The 26,755-nt window shown below is 55.2% G+C and carries 28 protein-coding genes and 1 tRNA gene; 11 read left to right on the forward strand and 18 right to left on the reverse strand.

Annotated features, from left to right (window positions below; genetic code table 11):
* Positions 1-27 precede the first annotated feature (27 nt).
* From AACY09_RS21270 to AACY09_RS21310, 9 genes are all read right to left on the reverse strand, one after another.
* Positions 28-717 (reverse strand): ABC transporter permease, encoded by a 690-nt coding sequence (locus tag AACY09_RS21270; protein WP_339490885.1) that lies wholly within the window; start codon positions 715-717, stop codon positions 28-30.
* Positions 714-1,409: an ABC transporter permease gene (locus AACY09_RS21275; RefSeq protein ID WP_339490886.1), complete on the reverse strand. Its 696-nt coding sequence runs from the start codon at positions 1,407-1,409 to the stop codon at positions 714-716. The genes AACY09_RS21270 and AACY09_RS21275 overlap by 4 nt, the downstream gene beginning before the upstream one ends.
* A gap of 53 nt (positions 1,410-1,462) precedes the next feature.
* Positions 1,463-2,215, reverse strand: coding sequence for an ABC transporter substrate-binding protein (locus tag AACY09_RS21280; protein ID WP_339490888.1), 753 nt, complete (start codon positions 2,213-2,215; stop codon positions 1,463-1,465).
* Between the two features lie 16 nt (positions 2,216-2,231).
* A complete protein-coding gene (locus AACY09_RS21285) occupies positions 2,232-3,005 on the reverse strand; it encodes an ABC transporter ATP-binding protein (protein ID WP_339490889.1) in 774 nt (257 codons plus the stop codon).
* A gap of 608 nt (positions 3,006-3,613) precedes the next feature.
* Positions 3,614-3,689 (reverse strand) — tRNA-Phe (locus AACY09_RS21290).
* A 133-nt stretch (positions 3,690-3,822) separates the two neighbouring features.
* Positions 3,823-4,095 carry an oxidative damage protection protein gene (locus tag AACY09_RS21295; protein WP_339490890.1) on the reverse strand — a complete coding sequence of 91 codons (273 nt, stop codon included), beginning with the start codon at positions 4,093-4,095 and terminating at the stop codon, positions 3,823-3,825.
* Positions 4,092-5,159 carry an A/G-specific adenine glycosylase gene (gene mutY / locus AACY09_RS21300; RefSeq protein WP_339490891.1) on the reverse strand — a complete coding sequence of 356 codons (1,068 nt, stop codon included), beginning with the start codon at positions 5,157-5,159 and terminating at the stop codon, positions 4,092-4,094. The genes AACY09_RS21295 and mutY overlap by 4 nt, the downstream gene beginning before the upstream one ends.
* Positions 5,156-7,363, reverse strand: a complete 2,208-nt coding sequence (locus AACY09_RS21305; protein WP_339490892.1) for an AsmA family protein — start codon at positions 7,361-7,363, stop codon at positions 5,156-5,158. Before AACY09_RS21305 ends, mutY begins: the two co-directional genes overlap by 4 nt.
* Positions 7,364-7,422: 59 nt before the next feature.
* Positions 7,423-8,532, reverse strand: a complete 1,110-nt coding sequence (locus tag AACY09_RS21310) for an NAD(P)/FAD-dependent oxidoreductase (protein WP_339490893.1) — start codon at positions 8,530-8,532, stop codon at positions 7,423-7,425.
* A gap of 251 nt (positions 8,533-8,783) precedes the next feature.
* On the opposite strand from AACY09_RS21310, the gene hisB reads away from it, so the two are divergent.
* The 7 genes from hisB (at position 8,784) to AACY09_RS21345 (ending at position 13,688) form a co-directional block, all read left to right on the forward strand.
* The gene (gene hisB / locus AACY09_RS21315) at positions 8,784-9,377 is read left to right on the forward strand and encodes an imidazoleglycerol-phosphate dehydratase HisB (RefSeq protein WP_010488624.1); all 594 of its coding nucleotides are present in this window, start codon (positions 8,784-8,786) and stop codon (positions 9,375-9,377) included.
* Positions 9,377-10,015, forward strand: coding sequence for an imidazole glycerol phosphate synthase subunit HisH (gene hisH / locus AACY09_RS21320; RefSeq protein WP_339490895.1), 639 nt, complete (start codon positions 9,377-9,379; stop codon positions 10,013-10,015). Before hisB ends, hisH begins: the two co-directional genes overlap by 1 nt.
* The gene (locus AACY09_RS21325; RefSeq protein WP_339490896.1) at positions 10,016-10,276 is read left to right on the forward strand and encodes a DUF2164 domain-containing protein; all 261 of its coding nucleotides are present in this window, start codon (positions 10,016-10,018) and stop codon (positions 10,274-10,276) included.
* 76 nt (positions 10,277-10,352) lie between these two features.
* The gene (gene hisA, locus AACY09_RS21330; RefSeq protein WP_339490897.1) at positions 10,353-11,090 is read left to right on the forward strand and encodes a 1-(5-phosphoribosyl)-5-[(5-phosphoribosylamino)methylideneamino]imidazole-4-carboxamide isomerase; all 738 of its coding nucleotides are present in this window, start codon (positions 10,353-10,355) and stop codon (positions 11,088-11,090) included.
* 59 nt (positions 11,091-11,149) lie between these two features.
* Complete coding sequence (gene hisF, locus AACY09_RS21335) at positions 11,150-11,920, forward strand: imidazole glycerol phosphate synthase subunit HisF (RefSeq protein ID WP_339490898.1); 771 nt, start codon at positions 11,150-11,152, stop codon at positions 11,918-11,920.
* Positions 11,921-12,054: 134 nt separating this feature from the next.
* Positions 12,055-12,810, forward strand: a complete 756-nt coding sequence (locus AACY09_RS21340) for a substrate-binding periplasmic protein (RefSeq protein ID WP_445323903.1) — start codon at positions 12,055-12,057, stop codon at positions 12,808-12,810.
* A gap of 122 nt (positions 12,811-12,932) precedes the next feature.
* Positions 12,933-13,688, forward strand: coding sequence for a substrate-binding periplasmic protein (locus tag AACY09_RS21345; protein ID WP_339490900.1), 756 nt, complete (start codon positions 12,933-12,935; stop codon positions 13,686-13,688).
* A gap of 290 nt (positions 13,689-13,978) precedes the next feature.
* Here the strand turns inward: AACY09_RS21345 and AACY09_RS21350 are convergent, their stop codons facing one another.
* The 3 genes from AACY09_RS21350 to gpmI all read right to left on the reverse strand — a co-directional run bounded on the left by AACY09_RS21350 (position 13,979) and on the right by gpmI (position 18,283).
* Positions 13,979-15,292, reverse strand: coding sequence for a S41 family peptidase (locus AACY09_RS21350; protein WP_339490901.1), 1,314 nt, complete (start codon positions 15,290-15,292; stop codon positions 13,979-13,981).
* Between the two features lie 32 nt (positions 15,293-15,324).
* Entirely contained in the window at positions 15,325-16,581 is a 1,257-nt protein-coding gene (locus AACY09_RS21355; RefSeq protein ID WP_339490902.1) for a murein hydrolase activator EnvC family protein, read from the reverse strand.
* A gap of 163 nt (positions 16,582-16,744) precedes the next feature.
* On the reverse strand, positions 16,745-18,283 hold the full coding sequence (gene gpmI / locus AACY09_RS21360) for a 2,3-bisphosphoglycerate-independent phosphoglycerate mutase (protein WP_339490904.1): 1,539 nt from the start codon (positions 18,281-18,283) through the stop codon (positions 16,745-16,747).
* A 140-nt stretch (positions 18,284-18,423) separates the two neighbouring features.
* Between gpmI and AACY09_RS21365 the strand changes: the two genes are divergently transcribed.
* From AACY09_RS21365 to secB, 3 genes are read left to right on the forward strand one after another with little or no spacing between them, the layout of a single operon-like run.
* The gene (locus AACY09_RS21365; protein ID WP_339490905.1) at positions 18,424-18,837 is read left to right on the forward strand and encodes a rhodanese-like domain-containing protein; all 414 of its coding nucleotides are present in this window, start codon (positions 18,424-18,426) and stop codon (positions 18,835-18,837) included.
* Between the two features lies 1 nt (position 18,838).
* Positions 18,839-19,096, forward strand: a complete 258-nt coding sequence (gene grxC, locus AACY09_RS21370; RefSeq protein ID WP_339490906.1) for a glutaredoxin 3 — start codon at positions 18,839-18,841, stop codon at positions 19,094-19,096.
* A gap of 26 nt (positions 19,097-19,122) precedes the next feature.
* Positions 19,123-19,611, forward strand: a complete 489-nt coding sequence (gene secB, locus AACY09_RS21375; RefSeq protein ID WP_339490907.1) for a protein-export chaperone SecB — start codon at positions 19,123-19,125, stop codon at positions 19,609-19,611.
* A 70-nt stretch (positions 19,612-19,681) separates the two neighbouring features.
* Here secB and trmL read toward each other — a convergent pair whose 3' ends face one another.
* On the reverse strand, positions 19,682-20,173 hold the full coding sequence (gene trmL, locus AACY09_RS21380) for a tRNA (uridine(34)/cytosine(34)/5-carboxymethylaminomethyluridine(34)-2'-O)-methyltransferase TrmL (RefSeq protein WP_339490908.1): 492 nt from the start codon (positions 20,171-20,173) through the stop codon (positions 19,682-19,684).
* Here trmL and AACY09_RS21385 point away from each other — a divergent pair.
* Complete coding sequence (locus AACY09_RS21385; RefSeq protein ID WP_339490910.1) at positions 20,172-20,612, forward strand: hypothetical protein; 441 nt, start codon at positions 20,172-20,174, stop codon at positions 20,610-20,612. The genes trmL and AACY09_RS21385 overlap by 2 nt on opposite strands.
* A gap of 502 nt (positions 20,613-21,114) precedes the next feature.
* Here AACY09_RS21385 and ntrC read toward each other — a convergent pair.
* The 5 genes from ntrC to glnA all read right to left on the reverse strand — a co-directional run bounded on the left by ntrC (position 21,115) and on the right by glnA (position 26,637).
* Positions 21,115-22,551, reverse strand: coding sequence for a nitrogen regulation protein NR(I) (gene ntrC / locus AACY09_RS21390; RefSeq protein WP_339490911.1), 1,437 nt, complete (start codon positions 22,549-22,551; stop codon positions 21,115-21,117).
* Positions 22,548-23,633 carry a nitrogen regulation protein NR(II) gene (gene glnL / locus AACY09_RS21395; RefSeq protein ID WP_339490912.1) on the reverse strand — a complete coding sequence of 362 codons (1,086 nt, stop codon included), beginning with the start codon at positions 23,631-23,633 and terminating at the stop codon, positions 22,548-22,550. The genes ntrC and glnL overlap by 4 nt, the downstream gene beginning before the upstream one ends.
* Positions 23,634-23,828: 195 nt before the next feature.
* Positions 23,829-24,443: a DUF4124 domain-containing protein gene (locus AACY09_RS21400; RefSeq protein ID WP_339490914.1), complete on the reverse strand. Its 615-nt coding sequence runs from the start codon at positions 24,441-24,443 to the stop codon at positions 23,829-23,831.
* Positions 24,443-24,997, reverse strand: a complete 555-nt coding sequence (locus tag AACY09_RS21405; RefSeq protein WP_339490915.1) for a DUF4124 domain-containing protein — start codon at positions 24,995-24,997, stop codon at positions 24,443-24,445. Before AACY09_RS21405 ends, AACY09_RS21400 begins: the two co-directional genes overlap by 1 nt.
* A gap of 233 nt (positions 24,998-25,230) precedes the next feature.
* Positions 25,231-26,637 (reverse strand): glutamate--ammonia ligase, encoded by a 1,407-nt coding sequence (glnA, locus tag AACY09_RS21410; protein WP_339490917.1) that lies wholly within the window; start codon positions 26,635-26,637, stop codon positions 25,231-25,233.
* Between the last annotated feature and the right edge of the window lie 118 nt (positions 26,638-26,755).

Below are 26,755 nucleotides of genomic sequence, written 5' to 3' on the forward strand. Positions count from 1 at the left end.
CGGCAGGCCGTTACGGCCTGCACTGCGTTAGCGGCCTTGGCACGCGTCTACGCGGAGCCAGCGTTCAAGCAACCTGAAGGCTTGAACGAGGACGTAGGCAATCACCAGATAGAACAGACCAGCCGCGAAGAAGATCTCCACAGGCAGATAGGTTCGGGCGATGATCGTACGCGCCATGCCGGTGAGTTCGAGCAAGGTCACGGTGCTGGCCAAAGCGCTGGCTTTGAGCATCAGGATGACTTCGTTGCTGTAGGCGGGCAGGCCAATACGTGCAGCGCGCGGCAGAATGATGCGTAGCATGGCTTGGCTGCGGGACATGCCCAATGCACGGGCGGCTTCTACTTCCCCTTGCGGGACTGCCTGAATCGCACCGCGCAAAATTTCGGCAATGTAAGCCGTGGTGTGCAACGTCATGGTGATCACGGCGCACCAAAACGGGTCGCGCAAGACTGGCCACAGCGGCCCATTGCGCACGGCATCAAACTGGGCAAGGCCGTAATACACCAAAAACAGCTGAACCAGCAGCGGCGTGCCACGGAAGAAAAAGATATAGCCGTAAGGAATACCGCGAACCAGCAGGTTCTTGGACGAGCGAGCGATGCCCATTGGGATCGCCAGTATCAAACCTGCAACTACTGCGATTGCTACCAGCTCTAATGTCAGTACTGCGCCTTCAGCTAAGCGCGGCAGCCACTTGATAATGACTTCCCAGTTCATGCGGCGCTCCTGCTAAATCCGCGACCCGCGCGTTTTTCAAGGAAATACATGCCGGTCATGGCGATGACAGTCAGACCAAGATAGATAAATGCGGCAACCATAAAGAAGGTAAAAGGCTCTTTGCTTGCGGTGACGGCAATCTGCGAGCGGCGCATGATTTCATTAAGGCCGATCACCGAAACCAAGGCTGTGTCTTTCATCAGAATCATAAACAGGTTGCCAAGGCCGGGCAGGGCGATGCGCCACATTTGCGGCAGTATCAAGCGCCAGAAAATCCGCGGTTTCGACATGCCCAGCGCCTGACCCGCTTCGCGGTGGCCCTTGGGGATTGCCAAAATAGCTCCACGAAACACTTCAGTCGCGTAGGAGCCGAAGCACATGCCGAGGGCAATCACGCCGGCAGCAAAGGGGCTCAGTTCCAGGCTTTCGAGACCCAGAAAATCCGCCAGGGTACGCATGATGCTAACGGTGCCGAAATAGATCAGCAGAACCCAAAGTAGCTCGGGTATGCCGCGCACAATGGTTGAATAAGTCCCGCCCAGCCATTGCAACGGCTTGTAAGGCGATGTTTTGGCCAGCGCGCCTAGCAGTCCAAGTACCAAACCCAGTACCAGCGCAGAAAGCGCCAGCTTAATGGTCATCAAGGTACCGGCAACGAGTGCGGGGCCGAATCCGTAGAGGTCAAAAGTCATGAGGGCTCAGATGCTTGCGCCGCCCGGTTGAAGGGCGGCGCAAAGCTAGCAGCTTAGTAAATGCTGAAAGGGAAGTACTTGTCGTTGATCTTCTTGTAAGTGCCGTCAGCAACGATCTCTTTCAGAGCAGCATTCAGCTTCTCGCGCAGAGGGTCGTTTTTACGTACGGCAATACCGATCTTGTCGTTGTCGAATACTGGGTCGCCTTTGAATTCAAAGCTCTTGCCCGCATCGCTCTTCAGCCATTCCCAGTTGACGAAGGTGTCAGCCAGCACGCCATCCAGACGACCAGAAGCCAAGTCCAGGTATGCGTTTTCCTGGGTGTCATACAGCTTGATATCGACAACGTCGTTCATGTTGTCTTCCAACCAAGTACCGGCGATGGTTGCACGTTGTGCACCAATCACTTTGCCCTTGAGCGCGGCTTTGTCAGTGGTGAAGGTCTTGTCTTTGGGGGCGATGAATTGCAGCTTGTTGGTGTAGTACGGGTCGGTGAAATCAACCGCCTGCTTACGCTCTTCGGTGATCGACATGGAGGCGATTAGGAAGTCGAACTTCTTGGCGTTCAGGGCCGGAATGATGCCGTCCCAGTCGGATGTCACGACTTCGCATTCGGTTTTCATCTTGGCGCACAGTGCTTGACCGATTTCGACGTCGAAGCCGCCAACTTTGCCGCTTGCGTCAATCAGGTTGAACGGAGGGTAAGCGCCCTCAGTACCCAGTTTCAGTTTGTCTGCGGCGACTGCGCTGGTGCCGAAAGCCAGAGTGGCGGCTGCAACCAGTAAAATCTTTTTGTAGTTCTGCATTCAGTGTTGCTCCGTGTTAGCGATTGCTTGACATGAATTGTTTGCAACGCGCCGAGTCAGGGTTATCAAACACCTGCGCGGGCGTTCCTTGTTCTTCTACCAGGCCCTGATGCAGGAAGACCACTTCACTGGAAACCTGACGAGCAAAGTTCATCTCGTGGGTAACCAGTAACATAGTGCGGCCTTCATCTGCGAGCGCGCGGATCACATTAAGCACTTCTTGTACCATCTCCGGGTCGAGCGCTGAAGTTGGTTCATCGAAGAGTATTACTTTTGGCTGCATGGCCAGTGTGCGTGCGATGGCTGCACGCTGTTGCTGGCCACCCGAAAGCTGGTTGGGATAAACATGGCGTTTATCGGCAATACCCACTTTTGCCAGCAAGGCTTCGGCGGTTTCAATTGCCTCGGCTTTGCTCTGTCCCAATACGCGGCGCGGCGCTTCGATGATGTTATCGAGCACGCTCATATGCGGCCACAGATTGAAATTCTGGAACACAAAGCCGATTTCGCTGCGCAGGCGGTTGATCTGCTTGCCGTCAGCGGCAATCAGTTCGCCATTCTTTGCGGATTTCAGTTTGAGCTCTTCACCGGAAACAATGATTTGCCCCTGGTGTGGGTTTTCCAGCAGGTTGATGCAACGCAGAAAGGTTGATTTGCCTGAACCGGAGGAACCAAGAATCGAGATCACATCGCCATCGCGGGCGGTGAGAGAAATGCCTTTAAGCACCTCGAGGTCGCCGTAGCGCTTGTGCAGGTTGCGGATTTCCAGCGCGGCAGCTGCATCGGCCATGGGTTGTCCTCTTGTTATTGGATGAGCGCCAAGTATCAATTGGCCATCCTATTAAAGCGCCAAGCTAGCACAGCGTCTTGTGGAGCGCCAAGCAGGCTAGAGCCGGTATCGAGTCTGAGTGTGCGAGGGTGTCGCATCACCGCAGTTGCCTGTCGCGCAGATACAAAAACGCCATGCATGCTGCTGGGTTTTATCTAACCGGCTAAAGGCGGGGTAGTCTGAGCCTAAGCTAAAACGATTTGCCGAGTACTGCACGCAAATGTGCGCTAAAGAGCTGAATACGCAGCAAAAGTAGACAAATTATGCCCGAGCTGTAGCGGTGAATGCTAGCCATAGGCGATGGACTGGTATAACGCGTGGTCGGGCTGGGGTTTAGTTTGAGCCGCGTGCGAGCGAAAAGCCAAGTGCTGACTCGGCTTAGAGAAACAAAAAGGTTAACAGCTTAATGCTGACACTTTAGTTCGTTCGGCATGACTGATGATGCAGCCCATGTTAGACCTTCAGATTAGTTCGAGCTGACGAGCAAAATCACAGGCATTAAAAAACCCGCTCTAGGCGGGTTCTTTGTAGGCTTTCAGATGATCTTGACACCACCTGAAATCAATTAGTGGTGCCCAGAGACGGAATCGAACCGCCGACACGGGGATTTTCAATCCCCTGCTCTACCGACTGAGCTATCTGGGCAACGGGGCGTATTAGACGGATTTGACGAGGTCATGTCAAGCGTCGGTTTGAAAAATATTTAAAGATAACGGGCGCTTACGATTAATGGGGGTGAAATCGATCAAGTTTTGATCAGTTTCACCCTTGGTCCAATTTACTCGCTTGGCGGCACGTAACCTTCAGCTTGCGCGTAATCTTCGCCAGACAAGAATTTATCCATCTCGGCCTGGAGGAATTTGCGGTCCTCAGCGTTCATCATGTTCAGGCGGCGTTCGTTGATCAGCAGGGTTTGGTGTTTTTGCCACTCATCCCAGGCTTGCTTGGAGACGTTGTTGAAGATGTCTTCACCTTTGGCGCCTGGATACGGCGGGCGCTCAAGGGCTGGAAGTTCTTGCTTGTGCTTGCGGCACATCACGGTACGGGTCATGACTGTTCTCCTGCATTCAAGGCATCTGCCGCGCGTTTCAGTAGTTTTTTTACTGGGGCAGCAAGGCCCAGGCGCGGCGGTTGGGCGAGGTTATACCAGAGCCAGTCGGCCTCGGCCACGCTAGCCGGGGCTTTGGTGACGTCTACCAGCCATGGTTCGATCGCGAGTTGGAAGTGACTGAAAGTGTGCGTGAGTGCGGTAAGTGACCGGCGCGCGCCTAACTTCAGCTGATGGCTATTGGCAAGTAACTCTAGCTCGTCCAGATCTGCTAGCTCTGGCAGGCTCCACAAGCCGCCCCAAAGTCCTCTGGACGGTCTGCGATAAAGCAGAATGTCACCGTCACGATTGGCCAATATCGGCATCAGTGTGCGTTTTTGTGGCAGCGCTTTGCGTGGCTTGGGGATCGGGTAGCGTATCTCCAGTCCAAGCGAGTGCGCCTGGCATCCCGTCCTCAGTGGGCAAAGCAGGCAACTGGGCTTGCTCCGGGTGCAGAGCGTTGCACCGAGGTCCATCATGGCTTGGGTGTAATTATTCACGCGCTGCTGCGGGGTGAAGCGCTCCGCCACATCCCAGAGTTGTTTGGCCACCTTGGGCTCGCCGGGATACCCCTCTTGCGCGACATAGCGGGCCAGCACGCGCTTGACGTTACCGTCTAGAATTGGAGCGCGCAGGTTCATGCTCAGGCTGGCAATCGCACCGGCTGTAGAGCGGCCGATGCCGGGCAGGGCGATCAATGCTTCAAGGTCCTGCGGGAATTCGCCAGCGTGCTCGGACATCACCAGCTTGGCGGTTTTTTGCAGATTGCGTGCGCGGGTGTAGTAGCCCAGCCCGGTCCACAAATGCAGCACTTCATCTTCGGGGGCTTCGGCAAGATCGCGCACCGTGGGCAGGGCCGCCATAAACCGGTCGAAGTAACCCAGAACCGTACTGACCTGAGTTTGCTGGAGCATGATTTCAGACACCCAGACGCGATAGGGTGTGATGCCCTGTTGCCAGGGCAGGTCCTTGCGGCCGTGCAGGTCATACCATTGCAGAACAGCTGTTGAGAACTGCTCTGGGCTCATCGCTTGAATAAGCCCTTGAGTGCGTCCTTCAGTTCCGGGCTGACTTTGTCGCCGAGTTTTTCTTCGAGCTTCTCGTTGAGTTTGTCGCCGGCTAGTTTGGCAGCGACCTTGCCCATGCCGGCCTTGTCGAGGCGGCACGCCTTGGCGCCAAGCTCCAGCGGGCCTCGGCAGCGGATCGGCCACTCCAGGCCCACATAGCGTTCATTGACCTGGCATGCGGGATCAGGCATTGCACGGGTATCGCCGAGCAGGGTCACGCCGATGCGATAGTCCAGGCCAAGCACGCGCAGGTCGAGGTCGCCATCACCCGACACATTTAAACCGGGCACTTCGACTTTCAGGTCTGGATTGCTGGCCACACCATTACGGAACGTCAGGTTGCCGTTGAGGGTTTTGAATGGGGTGTCCTTGCCGGTGATCTGGTTGGTCAGTTGCTTGCGGTTAAGCGTGGCAATGCCTTGGCAGATTTGCTGTTCGAGGTTGGCGTCGACCAATACGCCGTTTATTAGGGCAAAGCTACTGGTGCCGTTGAGCGCGTCGACCCAGGCCTTTTGGCTGTTGCCGCTGGTGGTCAGATTGGCTTGCAGATCAAGCATACCCTTGATCGGTGCTTTGTTTTTGGCCGTGGTCAGGAACGGTTCAACCTGAATGCGTTTGATCGTGCTTTGCAGGCTTAGTACTGGCGTAGCGGGGCGCACATCAACCTTGGCTTTGGCTTCAAAGCTACCATTGCCGAGTTTGCCACTGGCGTTGTCGAGGGTTAGCAGGCCGCCTGTGCTCTTGGCTTGTAGGTCGACATTGCTGAAGTTTTGTTTGTCGGCGGTTAATTGGTCGAGGCTCAGGGCAACTTGCATATTGAGTTTGCGCAGGCGCTCGATTGGCAGCACCTGTTCGGTGCTCCAAGCATGTTGTGTGGGTGCGTTCGGCAGGTCGGAAGTGCCTGCGGCTCCGGCACTGGCCACGCTTTTCTTGACCTCGGCATCGCGTGCGCTGGCTTCTTTCGACTTCGGCGGCAGGTAGCGATCAAGGTCGAGTTTGTCGCCTTTGAGTTTCACCCGCAGTGCTTGTTTGGCGAAATCGTCGATTGCCACTTCACCGGTGAAGGTGCTGTCATCGAGTTTGAGGGTCATCTCGTTGAGCTTTACGCTGCTTGGACTTCCGCTGAGGCCCGTGACCAACTCAAATTTGTTCAGGGTGTTTTCGTCGGCCATGGCCGGGATTTCCTGACCAATGCCTTTAAGGAACTGGCGCAGGTTAACTTCGGCAACGGAAAGACCGCCGCTGAGTTTTGGCTTGTCGCGCAGGTCAGTGACTTTGATCTCACCAATCGCACGCATTTGATTGGCAGACAGCTTTAAGCTGCTCCATTGCGCGATGTTGGCGGCCATATCTACGGTCAGTTGGCCTTGCAGGGCATAGGTCAGTGTTTGGCCGTTAAGTGGCTCACCCGATGCTTCGCCGGAGATTTTCGCGTTTTCAAGTTCATAGCGCTTCAATACTTGGTCAAAACGCAGGTCGCCTTGCAGCTCGGTGCGGGCACGCAGCACGGGTTTATTGATGCCAAAGAAGCCGCTTAGCTTGATAGGAATGCTGGCGCCTTCCTGGATAGCGCCTGTGGTCAACTGGATGCTTTCAGCGCTGAACTGCTGGCCTTTTTGCGCGTTGTGGTAATTAACGCGGGCGCTATTGACGATCAAGCTATCGATATCCAGCTTGACCGGATCACCGCTTTTGGCGGGTGTCGCCGGGGCGCTTGGTTCAGGCTTGGCAGCTGAATCCTCAGCTGTGTTGGCAACTTTCTTGGGGTGACCGATGTTTTCCCAGTTGCTGTGCCCTTTTTCGTCAACATCGAGATTGAGGTTCAGGCCATCCACGCGGATGTCGCTCATCTGCACTTCTTTGCGCAGCAGCGGCAAGACGCGTACCGATAGGCCGAGCAAGCGCAGGTCAGCAAATGGCTTGTCTGGCGTATCGGCGCTGGCCAAGGTTGCGTCGGTCAGTTCAAGGCCGAGCCAAGGAAACAAGCTCCAGCCGATATCGCCGTTGAGGGTCAACTCAAGATTGGCTTTCTCGCGGGCGAGGTCGCGGATCTCGTCTTTATAGTCGTTTGGATCGAACAAGTGGGTCAGGGCAAATCCCAGCGCCACAATGATCAGCAGCAGTCCGAGGAAAAATAGACCCAGGATTTTGCCGAGCGATTTCATGAACGATTCCTTGTGTGCATTAGCTTGAATATAAACTGGTAAGTATAGCGTTGCGTGCGTTACAGATTAACGCCAGCAACTCGTTCGGCAATAGCCAGGCTGGCTGTTAGGCCTGGCGACTCGATCCCAAACAGATTGATTAATCCGTCCAAACCGTGGTCTGCAGGGGTTTGGATGACGAAGTCGGCAGCCGGTTCCCCAAGCCCTGACAGCTTTGGACGGACGCCACTGTAACCCGGCACGAGACGCGAGCTGTCGAGTTTTGGAAAATACCGGCGAATTGCCTGGGCAAAAGGTTCGAGCAAGCCGGGATCTACACTGTAATCGAGCTGTTCAACGTAGCGAGTATCGGGGCCAAAACGTAACTGGCCACCCAGGTCGAGGGTTGCATGGATACCCAGCCCGGTGGCGTTGGCCTCGGGCATCGGGTAAATCAAGTGATTAAAGGGCGAGCGTCCGCTGTAGCTGAAATAGCGACCTTGGCACAGGTGTAGTGTTGGGATCAAATCAGCCGTGAGCCCTTCGGTGTTATGTGCCAGTTGCTGAGCGAACAGCCCGCCCGCGTTTATGACCTGCTGAGTCAAGAGGCTAAATGGCTCGCCGCAACTGGTGCCATGGGCAATCCAACCTTTAGTTGTGGGTTCGAGGCGATCGATGCGCGTGTCGAGGACCAGTTGCGCGCCGTTGCGCTCGGCGCAGGCAAGCAGTGATTGCAAAAACCCATGGCTGTCGATAATTCCCGTGCTTGGCGAAAGCAACGCCTCAACCCCGCGCACTGCGGGTTCGAGGCCGAGTAATTGTTGCGGGCCTATGGCGTGTAAATCATTGACCCCGCAGGCTTGAGCATTTTTGGCAATGGCCGCAAGTTTGCTTCGCTCGGCATCGCTGACCGCAACCAGCAACTTACCAATGCGCTTATAGGGCACCTGATGTTTGGCGCACCAAAGGTACAGGCGATCTCGGCCTTCCAGGCAAAGCTGGGCCTTGAGTGAATCTGCGCTGTAGTAAATTCCGGCGTGAATGACTTCTGAGTTGCGGCTCGAGGTGTGGCTGCCGATGAGCTTTTCGCTATCAACCAGCAGCGTGCTTTCACCGGGTTTGGCGAGGCGTGCGGCGCAGGCAAGGCCGAGTGCGCCAGCGCCGATGATCAAACGGTCAATCGTGTCCATGCTGGAAAGCCTACTGAAACGTTAATGCGATAGTGCCGTAAAGTGCTGGTTGATTGCAGTAATAGGCGCATCTAAACGCCGCGGTTGAGAGGTTTAATGGCGTCTGGATCGGCCTTGCAGCCGCCCGGTTTGGGTGAATTTCCTACTGACGGTGCTTTACAGGGCGTCAGCATGGTTATCGCCGGTAGCCGCTGCGGACAAGGCTGCCTATAATGGCTACCCTTTTGCACAACGATTGAGTGGAGCAGGTGATGGCCGAACGTACGGCATTCGTCGAGCGCAATACACTGGAGACCCAAATCAAGGTCTCGATCAACCTGGATGGTACTGGCAAGGCACGATTCGACATCGGTGTGCCATTTCTTGAGCACATGCTCGACCAGATCGCCCGCCACGGCCTGATTGACCTCGATATCGAGTGTAAAGGCGACCTGCACATTGACGATCACCACACCGTCGAAGATGTGGGTATTACCCTCGGTCAGGCATTCACAAAAGCCATCGGCGATAAAAAAGGCATGACCCGTTACGGTCATTCTTATGTGCCGTTGGACGAAGCCTTGTCGCGCGTGGTTATCGACTTCTCGGGTCGTCCAGGCTTGCAGATGCATGTGCCGTTCACCCGTGCGGTGGTTGGCGGTTTTGATGTGGACCTGTTCCAGGAGTTTTTCCAGGGTTTCGTCAATCACGCGCTGGTCAGCCTGCACATCGACAATCTGCGCGGCACCAACACCCACCACCAGATCGAAACCGTATTCAAGGCTTTCGGTCGCGCGCTGCGCATGGCGGTTGAGCTTGATCCGCGTATGGCCGGGCAAATGCCGTCAACCAAGGGCGTGCTCTGATGCAGACTGTCGCCGTTATCGACTACGGCATGGGCAATCTGCACTCGGTATCCAAGGCGCTCGAACACGTTGGCGCAGGTCGTGTGCTGGTGACCAGCGATGCTCAGGTGATTCGCGAAGCGGATCGCGTGGTGTTTCCGGGCGTCGGCGCGATTCGCGATTGCATGGCTGAAATCCGCCGTTTGGGTTTTGACCAGTTGGTGCGTGAAGTCAGTCAGGATCGCCCGTTCCTCGGCATCTGCGTGGGTATGCAGGCGCTGATGAATCGCAGCGAAGAAAATGGCGGCGTTGAGTGCATTGGTCAGTTTCCGGGCTCGGTGCGCTTTTTTGGCAAGGGCCAGGTCGAAGACGGTGAAGCGCTGAAAGTCCCGCACATGGGCTGGAATGAAGTCGCACAAACGGTCAAGCACCCGCTGTGGCACAACATCCCTGATATGGCGCGGTTCTACTTCGTGCACAGTTATTACGTTGAAGCCGGCAACCCGAAGCAGGTGGTGGGTCGCGGTCATTACGGCAACGATTTTGCCGCTGCTCTGGCTGACGGTTCGCGCTTTGCTGTGCAATTCCACCCGGAGAAAAGCCATACCCATGGCCTGCAGTTGCTGCAGAACTTCGCTGCGTGGGACGGTCGCTGGTAAATGGCCCGGGCCAAGGATAAAGCCGCCATTCTGACCCTTGAACCGGCTCAGGAGGCGGCTGCCGTGGCCAGCCTGCAGAAGTTTCTTGACCAGCGCTTCGAGCTTGAGCTGGGCTCGTTTGAGGTGCAGGAGATTCTCGAACTGTTCAACCGCGAGATCGCTCCCCTTTATTACAACAAGGCCGTTGATGATGTGCAGACCGTGCTTAGGGACCGGTTTGAGAGCATCGAAAGCGACTTGTGGGCACTCGAAAAAAGTTAATGAGCCACTGAAGCGCTTTGAGCAGGGCTTCAATGGCTGTCTCGAATTAATCAAAAGACTTGAGTAGGTTCAACCGATGCTGATTATCCCCGCAATCGATCTCAAAGATGGCGCCTGCGTGCGTCTGCGCCAAGGCCGTATGGAAGACTCCACGGTGTTCTCCGATGACCCAGTGAGCATGGCTGCCAAGTGGGTTGACGGTGGTTGCCGTCGTCTGCATCTGGTCGATCTGAATGGCGCGTTTGAAGGCCAGCCAGTTAATGGTGACGTGGTGACTGCAATTGCCAAGCGCTACCCGAACCTGCCAATCCAGATTGGCGGTGGTATTCGCTCGCTGGAGACCATCGAGCATTACGTCAAAGCGGGCGTCAGCTACGTCATCATCGGCACCAAAGCGGTCAAGCAGCCAGAGTTCGTGGCTGAGGCGTGCAAAGCCTTTCCGGGCAAAGTGATTGTCGGTCTGGATGCCAAAGACGGTTTCGTTGCCACCGACGGCTGGGCGCAAGTCAGCACCGTGCAGGTGATTGATCTGGCCAAGCGCTTTGAAGCCGACGGCGTTTCGGCCATCGTTTATACCGATATCGCCAAAGACGGCATGATGCAGGGGTGCAACATACCCTTCACTGCAGCGTTGGCAGCGGCGACCTCGATTCCGGTCATTGCCTCGGGCGGTATTCACAACCTCGGCGACATCAAGAATCTGATGGCTGCCAAAGCCCCGGGCATTATCGGTGCAATCACCGGCCGGGCCATTTACGAAGGCACTTTGGATGTAGCTGAAGCGCAGGCATTTTGCGACAGCTACACCGGTTGATCGACTCGCTTCAGTAGGCAGGCAACCCGCGGGTCGCCTGCCCTAAACAGGACTCCATCATGGCACTGGCAAAACGTATTATTCCCTGCCTCGACGTCGACAACGGCCGCGTGGTTAAAGGCGTCAAATTCGAGAACATCCGCGATGCCGGTGACCCGGTAGAGATTGCCCGCCGTTACGACGAGCAGGGCGCCGACGAGATTACCTTTCTCGACATTACCGCCAGCGTAGATGGCCGCGACACCACGCTGCACACTGTTGAACGCATGGCCAGTCAGGTGTTTATCCCGCTGACTGTTGGTGGCGGGGTGCGCACGGTGATGGATATCCGTAACCTGCTCAATGCAGGGGCCGACAAAGTCTCTATCAACACCGCGGCGGTATTCAACCCGGAGTTCGTGGGTGAGGCCTCGCAGCGTTTTGGCTCACAGTGCATTGTTGTGGCGATTGATGCGAAAAGGGTTTCCGGTCCTGGCGAAACACCGCGCTGGGAAATCTTCACCCATGGCGGCCGCAAACCTACCGGGTTGGACGCCGTGCTGTGGGCGAAAAAGATGGAAGACCTCGGCGCTGGGGAAATCCTTCTGACCAGCATGGATCAAGACGGCATGAAGAGCGGTTTTGATCTGGGGGTTACCCGTGCTATTAGCGAGAGTGTAGGGATTCCGGTTATTGCTTCCGGCGGTGTGGGTAATCTGCAGCACTTGGCCGATGGTATTATCGAAGGCAAGGCTGCCGCAGTGCTGGCCGCAAGTATTTTCCACTTTGGTGAATACACCGTGCCTGAGGCTAAAGCTTACATGGCCAGCCGCGGCATTGTTGTGCGTTAGTTTCGTCCATGCGCTAACTCGGGTCATGGGGAGTGACCTGAGTCGCAGCTATAGATATCCAATTGTTGTCTGCATCCAAACAGGGCTAGTCTTGCCCACCTAAAACTCTAAGTTCTGAATCAGGGTTGTAATTCATGTTGAAGCGTCTGTTGTTGGCAAGTGCTGGGGCACTGCTATTGATGTCCGGAGTGGCGAGAGCCGAGATCGATGAAAACTATCGCATGGTCTTGCTGACCGAAAACTTCCCGCCGTACAACATGGCAATCAATGGCAAAAATTTTGCGCAGGAAGATAATCTCGACGGCATCGCCGTGGATATCGTGCGTGAAATGTTCAAGCGTGCGGGTATTCAGTACAGCCTGACGCTGCGTTTCCCCTGGGACCGTATCTACAAGTTGGCACTGGAGAAGCCTGATTACGGCGTCTTCGTGACAGCGCGTTTGCCTGAACGTGAAAAACTGTTCAAGTGGGTTGGGCCTATCGGTCCCGATGACTGGGTTCTCCTGGGGCGCGGCGATAGCACCATTCAGGTCAAGAATCTCGAAGAGGCCAAGCAGTACAAAATTGGCGCCTATAAAGGTGATGCCATTGCTGAGCATCTGGAGAAACAAGGGATCTCACCTGTTACTGCATTACGCGATCAGCTCAATGCGAGTAAGTTGATGTCCGGTCAAATTGACCTCTGGGCCACCGGTGACCCTGCTGGCCGCTACTTGGCCAAGCAGGAAGGTATTTCAGGGTTGAAAACGATCCTGCGTTTTGACACGGCCGAACTTTATCTGGCCCTAAATAATGAAGTGCCAGACGAGGTGGTACAGAAGCTGCAGGCGGAGTTAGACAAGATGCGCAAAGAGGGCTTTGTCGAGGACACGCTCAATAGCTATCTGTGATACCAAACGGGCCTTTTGAGGCCCGTTTGCTTAACAGGGATTTATCGAGGGGCGCCACAGCCCAGATGAACAGGGACGTCCGCAAGCCAATAATCAAAATACACACGGGCGGGGGAAGCAAGATGCTGAAGAAAGTGAAGAACGGTCTGTTGTTCGGACTGGCGCTGATGGCAAGTGCAGCACATGCGGAGTTACCAGAAGACTACAAAGTAGTGTTACTGACTGAGAACTTTCCACCCTTTAACATGGCGGTGGACGATAAAAACTTTGCCCGTGATGACGGGATCGACGGCATTAGTGCCGATGTCGTGCGGGAAATGTTCAAGCGTGCCGGCATCAAGTACACCCTGACCCTGCGTTTCCCATGGGATCGCCTGTATCGCTTGACTTTGGATAAGCCGAACTACGGCCTGTTCTCAACCACCTATACCGAAGAACGTAAACCGCTGTTTAAATGGGTTGGGCCATTGGCTAAAACCGGTTGGGTGTTGCTCGCAGCGCCCGGCAGCGACATCAAGGTGGCCAGCCTCAAGGACTCGGCGCAATACAAGGTCGGTGCCTACAAAAATGATGCGGTCAGTCAGGCTCTGGAGAGCCAGGGCCTTAAGCCAATTAACGCCCTGCGCGATCAGGAAAACGTAAAGAAGCTGACCTCCGGCAAGATTGACCTGTGGGCCACGACCGACCCAGTGGGCCGTTACATCGCCAAGCAAGAGGGTGTCAGCGGGCTCACTACGGTGCTGCGCTTTAAAGAAGCTGAGCTGTATCTGGCGCTGAATAAAGATACGCCAGATGAAGTCGTACAGCGTTTGCAGAAGGCTCTGGATGAGCTGCGCGCAGAAGGCTTTGTTGATGATATGACCAACAGTTACCTGTAACTGCGCACAAGGAACCTCTGAAAAACTACTGCGCTAGGTATTACTGGGGCAGCCCATGCTGCGTTAAAAAACTGCTCAAAATGCTCATTTACAGCTCGTAAACTCCGCTTTTTCGCATTTTTTTGCCTTGTACTCCCGTCGCTCGCTACCTTTTTCAGAGGATCCACAATAAAAAACCGGTCTGGTGATGAGTCAGACCGGTTTTTTGTGGGCGCAAATTGTACAAAGGATACGAATATCTGCTGGAACCAAGGGTGGATGAACAAAGCGTCATCCACCTTTGCGGCCTACTAGTTGCGGGTGATATTCAGGCCTTTGAGCAGGCTCAGCGCCTGGCTCAGTTGGAAGTCATCATCCTGCGGCCGCGCTTGTCCGGCTTTTTCGCTGCTGCTTGGTTTGTCGGCACCGCCATTACCGTTGCCCAAGTGGCCTTGCAAATCGGCCTCTCGGTAGTTGAGGCTTGATGCAGGGCCTTCACGGGTCAGCTTGGCGCGATTAACTTCAATGTCCGGGACAATGCCTTGAGCCTGAATCGAGCGGCCATTAGGCGTGAAGTAAAGTGCGGTTGTGAGCTTCAGCGCACGGTCGCTGCTAAGTGGCAGCACGGTTTGCACCGAACCTTTACCGAAGCTGTCGGTGCCCATCAACACGCCACGCTTGTGGTCTTGCAGGGCGCCCGCAACAATTTCTGACGCCGAAGCACTGCCGCCGTTGATCAATACCACCAGCGGTACGCCTTCGCTGGCGTCAGCCGGATCTGCCGAGAAGCGCAGCTCAGAATTGGCGATGCGGCCTTTGGTGTAAACGATCAGGCCTTTCTTGAGGAAGTGATCGGTCACTTCAACGGCCGCCTGCAACACACCGCCTGGGTTGTTGCGCAGGTCGAGCACGAGGCCGCTAAGCTTCTTGCCGTTGTCTTTGCGCAGCTTGTTCAGCGCTTTGCCAACTTCTTCACCGGTATTGACCTGGAATTGAGAGATACGAATGTAGCCGTAGTTGGCCTCAAGCATCTGGCTCTTAACGCTTTTGACCTTGATCGCCGCGCGCGTCAGCTCGACCACAAAGGGCTTTCCGCCGTCACGTACAATGGTCAGTTTGATCTTGCTGCCAGCTTTGCCGCGCATTTTGTCGACGGCATCGAGCATCGACAGGCCCTTGGTTGGCTGGTCGTCGATTTTGATAATCAGGTCGCCCGGTTGAATCCCCGCTTTTGACGCCGGGGTGTCATCAATCGGTGAGACGACTTTCACGAAGCCGTCTTCCATGCCCACTTCAATGCCGAGCCCGCCGAACTCACCGCTGGTGCTTTCTTGCAACTCGGCAAAGTCTTCAGGGCCAAGGTAGGCTGAGTGCGGATCAAGGTTGCTGATCATGCCTTTGATAGCATTTTCCAGCAGTTCTTTATCGGTTACCGGCTCAACGTAAGAGCTTTTGATGCGGTCCATCACCTCAACGAAGGTGCGCAGCTCATCCAGTGGCAATGGCGCCTTATCAGTAGCTGGAGCAGCTGCTGGAGCGGCGACCTCTGCTGCATGTGACAGTGATACGCCGCTAAGCAGGGCGATCGCTAAGGCCAGAGAGGTAAGGCGGGACAAATGCGGCATGTCGAACTGACTCCTACGGAATAAAGAAGCGCTTATCCTTGCGCGCGGCACCATTGTGCCGGATCGCTAGGGCGACCCTTTTGGCGAATTGCAAAATACAATGCAGGCGTATCTTGCCCGCCGCTGGTGCCCACAGTTGCAATCGGGTCGCCAGCCTTAACCACATCCCCCGCGTCCTTGAGTAGGCTTTGGTTGTGCCCATACAGGCTCAAATAACCATTGCCGTGGTCGAGAATGACCAGAAGTCCTGCTCCGCGCAACCAATCTGCGAAAACTACCCGCCCGCCGTGAACTGCACGGACTTGGCTGCCAGCGGAGGCGCTGATCAGTACGCCATCCCACTTGGTTCGAGCGTCTCCCCCGCGAGGGGTTCCGTAGCGTGCTATTAAACGGCCATTGACCGGCCAGGGCAGTTTGCCGCGAGCGCTGGCAAATTGCCCACCGTAGACCGCTCCAGAACTGACCAATGGCCCGCTAGCCGGGGCTTTCGGTGAGCCTGGCGAGCTGTTCTGGCGCTTGGCTTCATTTGCAGCGGCAATAGCGCGTTGACGGGCAGCTTCTGCTTCACGGGCTTGGCGTGCGAGCGTTTCATCGATGGTTTTGATGACTTTAGCCAACTGCGCTTGATCACGCTGACGGGCTTTAAGCTTTTTGTCGCGCGCCGAGTAGTCGGTGTTGAGCTTGGCGAGTGCAACCTGACGTTCTTTGCGAACCTGGGCGAGCTTTTCGGTTTGGGTGTCTAGGGTGCTTTTCTGCTCAAGCAACTGGTGCTGTTGGGCAGTGATCTGATTTTCGACATTGGCCAGTTGGCGCAAGGTTTCGTTGAAGGTATTCAACTGCTCCATGCGCGCCTTACTGACATAGTCGTAATAGGTCATGGTGCGTGAGAATTTCTCAGGATTCTGCTGGTTGAGCAGAAGCTTGATGTACTCCTGACGGCCGCTTTGGTAGGCCGCCCGGGCCTGAATTCCGATCAGTCGCTGCTGTTCAATTCGCGCGCTCTGGAGTTTTTTTTTCTCTGTTTCCAGGTCCTTGATCTGCTCTTCGCCTTCGTTGAGCTGCTCTTGCAGGTCTTTAACCTGCTTTTCGAGCTCACCCATCTCGGTTTCGGTCTGTTTCAGCGATTTCTGTACGCCGGACTTTTCCTGCTGAATTTTCCCCAGCAGCTTTTTCAGCTCGACGACGTCTGACTGAGCGGCATTAAGCTTTTTTTGCGCGTCACTTTTCTCATCTGCAAATGCAGGGGAGAGCAGGCACGTCATCAATATCAGGATTAGGGCGCGAAACATGGGGTGAAGGCATACCTGTGTATGAAGTGAACCTAGGGTCTGTTGATGCTTCGTCACGGCCGTGAGTGAAACGTTAACAGACCCTAGTATGCCCGTGCTCCGGAGCAAAAAAAATGCCCCAGACCAGTGGGCTGAGGCATTTGTGCTTTTTATTAACCAATACTCACTTATTGAAGGTGAGAATGCTGGTGCCGGTCATCTCGCTGGGCACTGGCATATCCAGCAAGGTGAGCATGGTTGGGGCGATATCTGCCAGTACAGCGCCACCACGCACCTGGGCGTCGCGCTTGCCGACATAAATAAAGGGCACCGGCTCACAGGTGTGTGCGGTGTGCGCTTGACCAGTGCATTCATCTTCCATTTGCTCGACATTGCCGTGGTCGGCCGTGATAAGTGCTTCGCCACCGACTTTCTCCAGCGCGCTGACGATGCGCCCAACACAACCATCCAGGCATTCAACGGCGGCAACTGCAGCGTCAAATACGCCGGTATGACCGACCATATCGCCATTGGCGTAGTTGACCACAATTACGTCGTAACGCTGATTCTCGATGGCGTCGACGATCTTGTCGGTCACTTCCGGCGCGCTCATTTGTGGCTGCAGGTCGTAGGTGGCGACATTTGGCGATGGGATCAGGATGCGTTCTTCACCCGCAAAGGGCTCTTCACGGCCGCCGGAGAAAAAGAAGGTCACGTGGGCGTACTTTTCAGTTTCGGCGATGCGCAGTTGAGTCTTGCCGTTGTTGGCCAAGTACTCGCCAAGTACGTTGGTCAGCGGGGTGGGTTTGAATGCGCTCGGTGTATCAATGCTGGCAGCGTACTGGGTGAGCATGATAAAGCCCGCGAGTTGCGGTGCACGTGCACGGCTGAATTCGCTGAAGTCTGGCTCAACGAAGCTGCGGGTCAGTTCACGGGCACGGTCGGCGCGGAAGTTCATGAAGATCACGGCATCGCCATCTTCAACGGACACTGCCTCGCCCAAGGTGGTGGCTTTTACGAATTCATCGCTTTCGCCGCGGCCATACGCAGCATCCAGGCCAGCACTGGCGTTTGCTGCATTGAATTGGCCCTGACCGTTAACGATCAAGTTATAGGCTTGTTCAACCCGGTCCCAACGATTGTCGCGGTCCATGGCGAAGTAGCGACCAATAATGCTGGCAATGCGGCCTTTGCCAAGCTTGGCGAAGGTGTTGTCGAGCAGATCGATCGACGCTTGCGCGCTCTTTGGTGGCGTATCGCGACCATCGAGAAATGCATGCAGGTAGATTTTTTCAGCGCCACGCTTCGCCGCCAGTTCAACCATGGCCGCAATGTGATCCTGATGGCTGTGCACACCGCCATCCGACAGCAGACCGAGAATATGTACGGCTTTGCCATTGTTTACCGCGCTGTCCACCGCTTGGGTGATGACCGGGTTCTGGAAAAACTCGCCATCGCGAATGGATTTGGTCACGCGGGTGAAGTCTTGGTACACCACACGGCCTGCTCCGAGGTTCATGTGGCCGACTTCTGAATTGCCCATCTGGCCGTCTGGCAGGCCAACGTCCATACCGCTGCCGGAGATCAAGCCATTGGGCTGGGTAGCCCGCAGGTGATCGTAGACCGGGGTGTTGGCGGCAAAAATGGCGTTGTATTCGGGGCTGTCACTGTGCCCGAAACCATCAAGAATGATCAGAACCAAAGGTTTTGGCGTGACGCTCATAAAGCTGGCTCGCTCTGCTGTAGGCATAAAGATTGACCATTTTAAGGCCTGGGCGCTATCAAGTCACCGCCAGACGGGGTTTGGCCGACTTGTGGGGCTGTGTATACTGGCCGGCATTTTACCGTCCTGGAATTTCACAGATGCTTGCTCACGCGATTGAATTTATCACTAACCACTATTTGCTAGCCGGTGCTTTCGTCATTCTGCTTGCACTGCTGCTGGTCACTGAATTGCAAAAAGGCGGTAAGAGCTTGAGCAGCCGTGAGCTGACAGCATTGCTCAACAGTGAGCAAGGTGTCGCACTGGATGTGCGCTCACAAAAAGATTTTTCCGCCGGCCATATCGTGGGTTCGCTGCATATACCGTACGACAAGCTGGCGACACGTGTAGCGGAACTGGAGAAACATAAGGCTAAAACCATTGTTGTGGTTGATGCCGCCGGCCAGCACGCCGGTACCGCTGCCCGTGAACTGCAAAAAGCCGGTTTCACAGCAGCCAAATTGTCAGGTGGGATGTCCACTTGGCGTGGTGATAACTTACCCGTGGTGAAGTGATATGGCCGTCGTGATCTACTCAAGTGACTATTGCCCTTATTGCATGCGTGCAAAGCAATTGCTCACGAACAAGGGCGTAGCCTTTACCGAAATGCGAGTCGATGGGAACTCGGCCTTGCGGGCGGAAATGACCCGCAAGGCTGGTAGAACCTCGGTTCCTCAGATTTGGATTGGCGAAACCCATGTGGGTGGTAGCGACGAACTTCATGCCTTAGAGCGCGCCGGCAAGCTCGACGCTTTGCTCAAGGCATCAGAATAATTATTAATTAATAAAAGGGCTTTGGCATGACTGAACAAGCAAACAACGACGCTGGCGCAACTGAAGAACAGACTCCACAGTTTTCGCTGCAGCGCATCTACGTACGTGACCTTTCTTTCGAAGCACCCAAGAGCCCAGAGATCTTCCGCAAGGAATGGACCCCTGCGGTTGAGATGGATCTGAACACCCGTCAGAAGCCTCTGGACGGCGATTTCCACGAAATCGTGCTGAGCTTGTCTGTGACCGTAAAGAACGGTGACGAAGTGGCCTTCATTGCTGAAGTGCAGCAGGCCGGTATCTTCCTGATCAAAGGCTTGGACCCGGCTTCGATGAGCCACACCCTGGGTGCTTTCTGCCCGAACATCTTGTTCCCGTATGCCCGTGAAACCCTGGACAGCCTGGTTGTTCGCGGCTCCTTCCCGGCGTTGATGCTGGCGCCGGTGAACTTCGATGCGCTGTACGCTCAAGAGCTGCAACGCATGCAGCAGACTACTTCAGAGACTGCAACTCACTAAGTGAGTAGGTCTTACAAAAAACGCCCCGAGGGGCGTTTTTTCTTGGCTGCAAGTTAACCTGGCTGTCGTTTTACTCGGCTGCGCCTACTGCAGAGCTTGCGGTCGACATCGCAAAGCCTTGCTGGCGCCATGCTTCGTAAACGGCCACGGCAACGGTATTCGACAGGTTCAAGCTGCGACACCCCTCGCGCATCGGCAAGCGCACGCATTGCTCAACAGGCAGGGCGTCGCGTACCTCTTGCGGCAAGCCACGGCTCTCTGGGCCGAATAAAAAGGCATCGCCGGGTTGGTAGCTAACCTCATGGAAGCCCTGAGTGCCCTTTGTGGTGAAGGCAAATACACGAGGCTGGCCGAGGCTTGTCAGGCAGCTTTCGAGGTCTGCATGGCGCTGTAGGGTGGCGTATTCGTGATAATCCAACCCTGCACGGCGCAGACGTTTATCATCCAGCTCAAAGCCGATGGGCTCAATCAAATGCAGGCTGCACCCGCTGTTGGCGCAGAGCCTGATAATGTTGCCAGTATTGGGCGGAATTTCTGGTTGAAAAAGGATGACGTGAAACATGCGCGGCTCCGAGCGTGAAGGCGGACAGCATTCTACTCCCGAACTGGGTGATAGGCCTCGTCCTTGGTTACGAGTTATTGGTTCGTTGGCCATTTTTGGTTTTTTAATCGGTTTAATGTTTGGTGATCTATTCCACCCGGACGCATTGCGTCTGAACCGTGTGGAGGTGGAGGAGGGTCAGCTACAGTTGTGGTTCAACGAGCAGCCAGCACCGCAGAGTGGCGCGTATAACGGCGCGTATATGCTGCGGTTGGAGTCGTTGGGGCGCGAACAGCAAGGCCAGCTGCAGCTCAATGGGCGAGCCGTTAACTGGCGGTTGCAAAGAAATGAGCGGGAGTTGCTTTTGACCGTGCTGGCTGCCCGTCCCCTGCGCGGCGAATGGCGCGCTGATGAGGTAGACGGGCAATGGCGGCTGACTGTCAGCCTGATGGAGCAATAAAAGAGGGGAATCCCCGGCCTGCCTGTACCAAGGCCCCCGAAACTGGAGTTACTAAGGTATATGCAGGCAGTGTGCCAACTTTTGCATTACCGCTTGATGTCAGTGAAATCAGTCCCTTTGCGCGCAGGGGCGTTTATTTCGAGCTATTTTTGCCAGGAAAAATGTCTCTGATGAGTGCGTTTGCACCATTTGAGCGCCGTTATTGGGCATCGCTTATGCGTCATGGCATTTAAGCCTTGCGGGGTTATTGCGATTGTTGATTATTGAGTGGGCGGCGCCGTGAGTCATTCCGGTACTTTGGCTAAGGCCTGAATGGTTTTACCGGTTATTGGTGGCTCTTGTAAGGTGTGGCAACGCGAAGCTTGCCCACCGTGGTTTCGAAGGTCGCGGATGTTTGTGCCTGTTAATGGTTGTCGAAAAGAGTGTCGACCACTCGATTTTCCGCATAAAAAACGGGCCTTAGATAAGGCCCGTTTTTTAATTGTAATACGCGAAAGATGACTTAGCTGTCATCGCCGTCGTCATCGTCACCGCCGTCGATGTTCATGCCCAGCTCTTTGATCTTGCGGGTCAGGGTGTTGCGGCCCCAGCCGAGCAATATCGACGCGTCGCGGCGGCGGCCGGCGGTGTGCTTGAGTGCGGTTTCAATCATGATCCGTTCAAACGCGGGTACAGCGGTGTCCAGCAGGTTTGACTGACCACGGCCAAGTGACTGATCGGCCCACTGGCGCAGTGCCTGTTCCCAATTGCTGACGGGCGCGCTGTCTTGCGGTTGCGAGAGCAATTCTGGCGGCAGGTCGTCGATATGCACTTCACGGCCGGAAGCCATGACGGTGATCCAGCGGCAGGTGTTTTCCAGTTGCCGCACATTCCCTGGCCAAGACAATTGCTGCAGATAGTCTTCGGTTTCACTTTTTAGCAGCTTGGGCTCGACTGACAATTCAAGCGCGGCGCGGCTCAGGAAATGGCGGGCGAGGGTTGGAATGTCTTCGCGACGGTCAGACAAGCGCGGAATATGGATGCGGATGACGTTAAGACGGTGGAACAAGTCTTCACGGAATTTGCCCGCATGCACCAGGCTTTCGAGGTTCTGGTGAGTGGCGGCAATAATCCGCACATCAACCTTGACTGGCGTATGACCACCAACGCGATAGAACTCGCCATCTGCCAATACCCGCAGCAGGCGAGTCTGAGTGTCCGCTGGCATGTCGCCGATTTCATCGAGAAACAGGGTGCCGCCATCGGCCTGTTCGAATCGGCCGCGGCGTTGGTTGGCGGCGCCGGTAAAGGCCCCTTTTTCATGACCAAACAGCTCGGATTCCATCAAGTCTTTGGGAATCGCTGCCATGTTCAGGGCTATAAAGGGTGATGAAGCTCTCGGGCTGTGCCGGTGTAGCGCGTGCGCAACCAGTTCTTTACCTGTGCCTGACTCGCCGTTGATCAACACTGTGATATTGGAGTGTGACAGGCGGCCAATGGCGCGAAACACTTCCTGCATCGCCGGCGCTTCGCCGATGATTTCGGGGGTTTGGGTTTCAACCACCGGAACACTGAGGTTCTGCTGTTCTTGTGCATGCTGATTGGCGCGCTTGACCAAAGACACCGCTTCATCAACGTCGAACGGCTTGGGCAGGTATTCGAATGCGCCGCCTTGATACGAGGCGACCGCGCTGTCGAGGTCGGAATGTGCAGTCATGATGATGACGGGCAAGCGCGGGTGCAGCTCCTGGATGCGGGCAAGCAGGTCGAGACCACTCACCCCGGGCATGCGAATATCAGAAATAATCACATCAGGCTGTTGGCGCGACAGTCGGGTCAGCAAACCATCAGCGTTGTCGAAGGTTTGTGTGGTCATGCCTTCTTGTTGCAAGGCTTTTTCCAGTACCCAGCGGATGGAACGGTCGTCGTCGACAATCCAGACGGTTTCACTACGGCTCATGGCTGAGTTGCTCCTTGTTCCAGCGGCAGGAAGATCGAGAATACGGTGTGACCCGGATGGCTTTCGCATTCGATCAGGCCTTGGTGCTGACTAATGATGTTCTGGGTGATTGCAAGGCCAAGCCCGGTGCCATCGGCACGGCCACTGACCATTGGGAAGAAGATGGTTTCAAGCAGTTCGGCCGGGATGCCTGGGCCGTTGTCGATAATTTCGATCTTGGTCACCAGGCGATGCCGCACATGGCCAATGGTGAACTGGCGCATTGCCCGGGTGCGCAGGGTGATGCGGCCCAAGCGCATATCGTTCAAAGGGAACAGCGCCTGCATGGCATTACGCACGATATTGAGCATGGCCTGAATCATTTGTTCGCGATCGATCAGGACATCAGGAATGCTTGGGTCATAGTCGCGCACCAATGTGATGCACCCTTGGCTTTCGGCTTCGACCAGGCTGCTAACGCGTTCGAGCACTTCGTGCACATTGGTCATCGACAAGGACGGCAGTTTGTTTGAACCGAGCATGCGGTCAACCAAATTACGTAGACGGTCTGCCTCTTCAATGATCACGTTGGTGTAATCCTTGAGGTTTTCTTCGGGCAGTTCACGGGCCAGCAGTTGAGCCGCACCACGGATGCCGCCCAAGGGGTTTTTAATCTCGTGGGCCAAACCTCGCACCAGTAATTTGGTGGTTTCTTGCTTAGAGAGTTGCGCCTCCTCTTTGGTGATGCGCAGCATGCGATCCCGGGGAAATACTTCGAGCAGGAGCAAGGTTTTGCCGCGACTGATCACCGGCGTAACCGCGTAGTCTACTGTGAGGTTTTGTCCGGTAACCGAGGTCAGTACCGCCTCGCGCTTGTTGAATGGATGCGCTTCCTCTACCGCTTGGCGTAATGAACTGAGCGCTTCGGCAGACTCGGTAAAAAGCTCACTGATGAATTGGCCGTGGCTGCGCTGGCCGCTAACGGCGAGAAGCATTTCGGCAGCTGGATTCATGTACTCAAGACGCAGGTCGGCGTCGAGTAACAAGGTGGCGGTTGTCAGGTTATCGAGTAACAGGCGGTGCAGCGCGTCATTAATAATCATAGGCATCGGCTTCCGGCAGTGGCTATGAAAATGCAAGAAGCAAACCAAAGCCCTGAAAAGTAGCGTTTTACCCGCGTAAATAGCGACAACGCCCGCAAATAGGTGTAGGGCGCCCTACACAGAGCGACCCAAAACAGGGAGAGTATAGAAGTCGCTGCGCCGTAGCGCACCTAAGTGGTGCGATGGACGACTTGGCTACATAAAAGGGACGAAAGGGATGTCAGTTTCTTCTTCGGGTTTATCTTTCAGGGGGCATTCGGGGCGCACGCCGAAGTCTTTAATTTTGCAGGGATTGACCTGACGTTTTTGCGCCAGTGAAGTGCGCAGCAGGTGGAACGGCTGGCTGGGTGTGCGCTCAATGATGCGTTCATTTTGATCAATGATTTCGACGGCTAACTGATGGGTGCCGCGGTCAATATTCTCGAGCGGAAACACTGGGCTGCGGCCTGTCTCGCCAACGGTTTCTCCGTCGAGTATCAAACGAAAGCTATGGCCGGGCAGCAGTTCGGGTTCGCTGGTGGCGCTGACAATCAGGTTTCCCGCGTTGTCGCGAATCGTTGCGTCGGGTTGCGGCACCAAAATGCGCAGCATTTGATAGGACAACACCACTGGTTGATTCTGCTCGACTTCAGGCTTGAGTTTGATGGTGGGTGTCATGCCATTGATTGGGGCCATTTGGACTGGCTTGGCATTACCGCCCCTGGGTTGGTCGGTAAATACCCGATTCCCTTCTGCATCTATATAGGTGTAGACCTGCGCCGAGGCGGACAGGCTGCCGAGCAGCAATAAACAGGTTAAAAATGCACGCATCAAGGGGCTGGCTTTGGTTTGGGAGCGAATGCCGGGCTGTTGTTGGTGTTGACCCGCTGCACGGTAAAGGAAATGGTGTCGCTTTGTTGCACGGTACCGCTGGTGCTGATCACTTGCACGGCCAGTGAGTGCTCGCCGCGATCAACATTATTCAGTTGCAGGCGTGGCACGTTCGAGGGCTCGCCGTAAGGCTTGCCATCGAGCAGAAGTTGGAGGCGGTGGGCAGACGACAGGCGGGGCTGAATATTAACGCCGACACTAAAGGTGCCGTTATTGGCACGTAGCGCTGCTTCGTCGGGCAAGCCTGTCAATTCGAGCACCTGATAGGACGCCTGAGCTTGTACGGCTGGCTCGGAGCTTTGATCGTTGATCGGCGCTTTCGGCGCTTGCATATCGACTGTATTGGTTTCGGGTAGCTCAATGGTTTCGGTCTTGGCCCCATCCGGGGGTTCATTGGTGAAAACCGTATTGCCGTTGGCGTCGGTGTACTTATATATCTGCGCGCTGACCGGTAGAGCGGCTGCGAGTAAAAGGCAGGCAATTAGTGTGCGCATGAGTGATCTCTCAACTTGGCTTATTGATTAAGATTGCACTGCTTGGCGCTACTGGCAAGCGTCGGCATGTTGCAGTGTGTGCAGGCGCATAAAATATCAGGCTGAATGGTAAGGCTTGAGACCGCAATGGTGGCCGAAAAAAACGTCGGCTACCTTAAGGGAGCACCAGTCATTAGAGGATTTTGCCTATAAAAAAGGCCACCCGAAGGTGGCCTTTTGTCGTACTGGCTGGATTAGACGCTGTAGTACAGGTCGTATTCCAGTGGGTGTACGAAGGTGCGTACTTTGATTTCTTCTTCGTGCTTGAGCTCAAGGTAAGCATCGATGAAGTCGTCGCTGAATACGCCGCCTTTGGTCAGGAACGCACGACCTTTGTCGAGTTCTTCCAGGGCTTCTTTCAAGCTGCCGCAAACCTGTGGGATCAACTTGCCTTCTTCTGGTGGCAGGTCATACAGGTTTTTGTCAGCTGCATCGCCAGGGTGGATCTTGTTCTGGATACCGTCGATACCGGCCATCAGCAGTGCAGCGAAAGCCAAGTATGGGTTAGCTGCTGGATCCGGGAAGCGTGCTTCGATACGGCGAGCTTTAGGGCTGGCAACGTAAGGAATACGGATCGAGGCCGAACGGTTACGAGCCGAGTAGGCCAGCATTACTGGCGCTTCGAAGCCAGGGACCAGACGCTTGTAGGAGTTGGTCGATGGGTTAGTAAAGCCGTTCAGTGCTTTACCGTGCTTGATGATGCCGCCAATGAAGTACAGGGCAACATCAGACAGGCCGGCATAGCCTTCGCCAGAGAAGGTGTTCTTGCCGTCTTTAGAGATCGACATGTGCACGTGCATACCCGAGCCGTTGTCGCCGTACAGTGGCTTAGGCATGAAGGTAGCCGTTTTGCCGTAGACGTCAGCAACGTTGTGCACGCAGTACTTCAGGGTCTGAACTTCGTCAGCCTTGGCTACCAGGGTGTTGAACTTAACGCCGATTTCGTTCTGGCCAGCAGTCGCCACTTCGTGGTGGTGAACTTCGATGACTAGGCCCATATCTTCCATGGCATTACACATGGCGGTACGGATTTCGTGGTCGTGGTCGCACGGCGGAACTGGGAAGTAACCACCTTTGACGCCTGGGCGGTGGCCCTTGTTGCCGCTTTCGAAATCGCCGTCAGTGTTCCAGGAACCCTGTTCAGAGTAGATTTTGAACATTGAGCCGGAGATGTCCGACTTGAACTTCACTTCGTCGAAGATGAAGAATTCTGGCTCTGGGCCAACGAAAACAGTGTCACCGATACCGGTCGACTTGAGGAACTCTTCAGCGCGCTTGGCGATGGAGCGTGGGTCGCGGTCGTAGCCTTGCATGGTGCTTGGCTCAACGATGTCGCAAACCAGAATCAGGGTTGGCTCTTCGGTGAATGGATCCAGAACAGCTGTTTCGTCAACTGGCATCAGGATCATGTCCGATGCTTCGATGCCTTTCCAGCCGTGGATAGAGGAGCCGTCGAACATTTTGCCGTGTTCGAAGAATTCGTCATCCAGCGCGTCACGGGCTGGCATGGTTACGTGGTGCTGCTTACCCTTGGTGTCAGTGAAGCGCAGGTCAACCCACTTCACGTCGTGTTCTTTAATAAGTTGAATCGACTTCGACATGCTGTCCTCCAGGCGGATAAGGCTCAATCTGTTGAGCCCACAAAATTCGAAAAAGCTCGGCGGATATTCCGCCAGTACTACCTGCCTCACAAGGGAGCAATTTGCATGCCAGTGCACT

The organism is Pseudomonas sp. EL_65y_Pfl2_R95 (assembly GCF_963971045.1).
In the GTDB taxonomy this organism is placed as follows: Bacteria; Pseudomonadota; Gammaproteobacteria; order Pseudomonadales; family Pseudomonadaceae; genus Aquipseudomonas.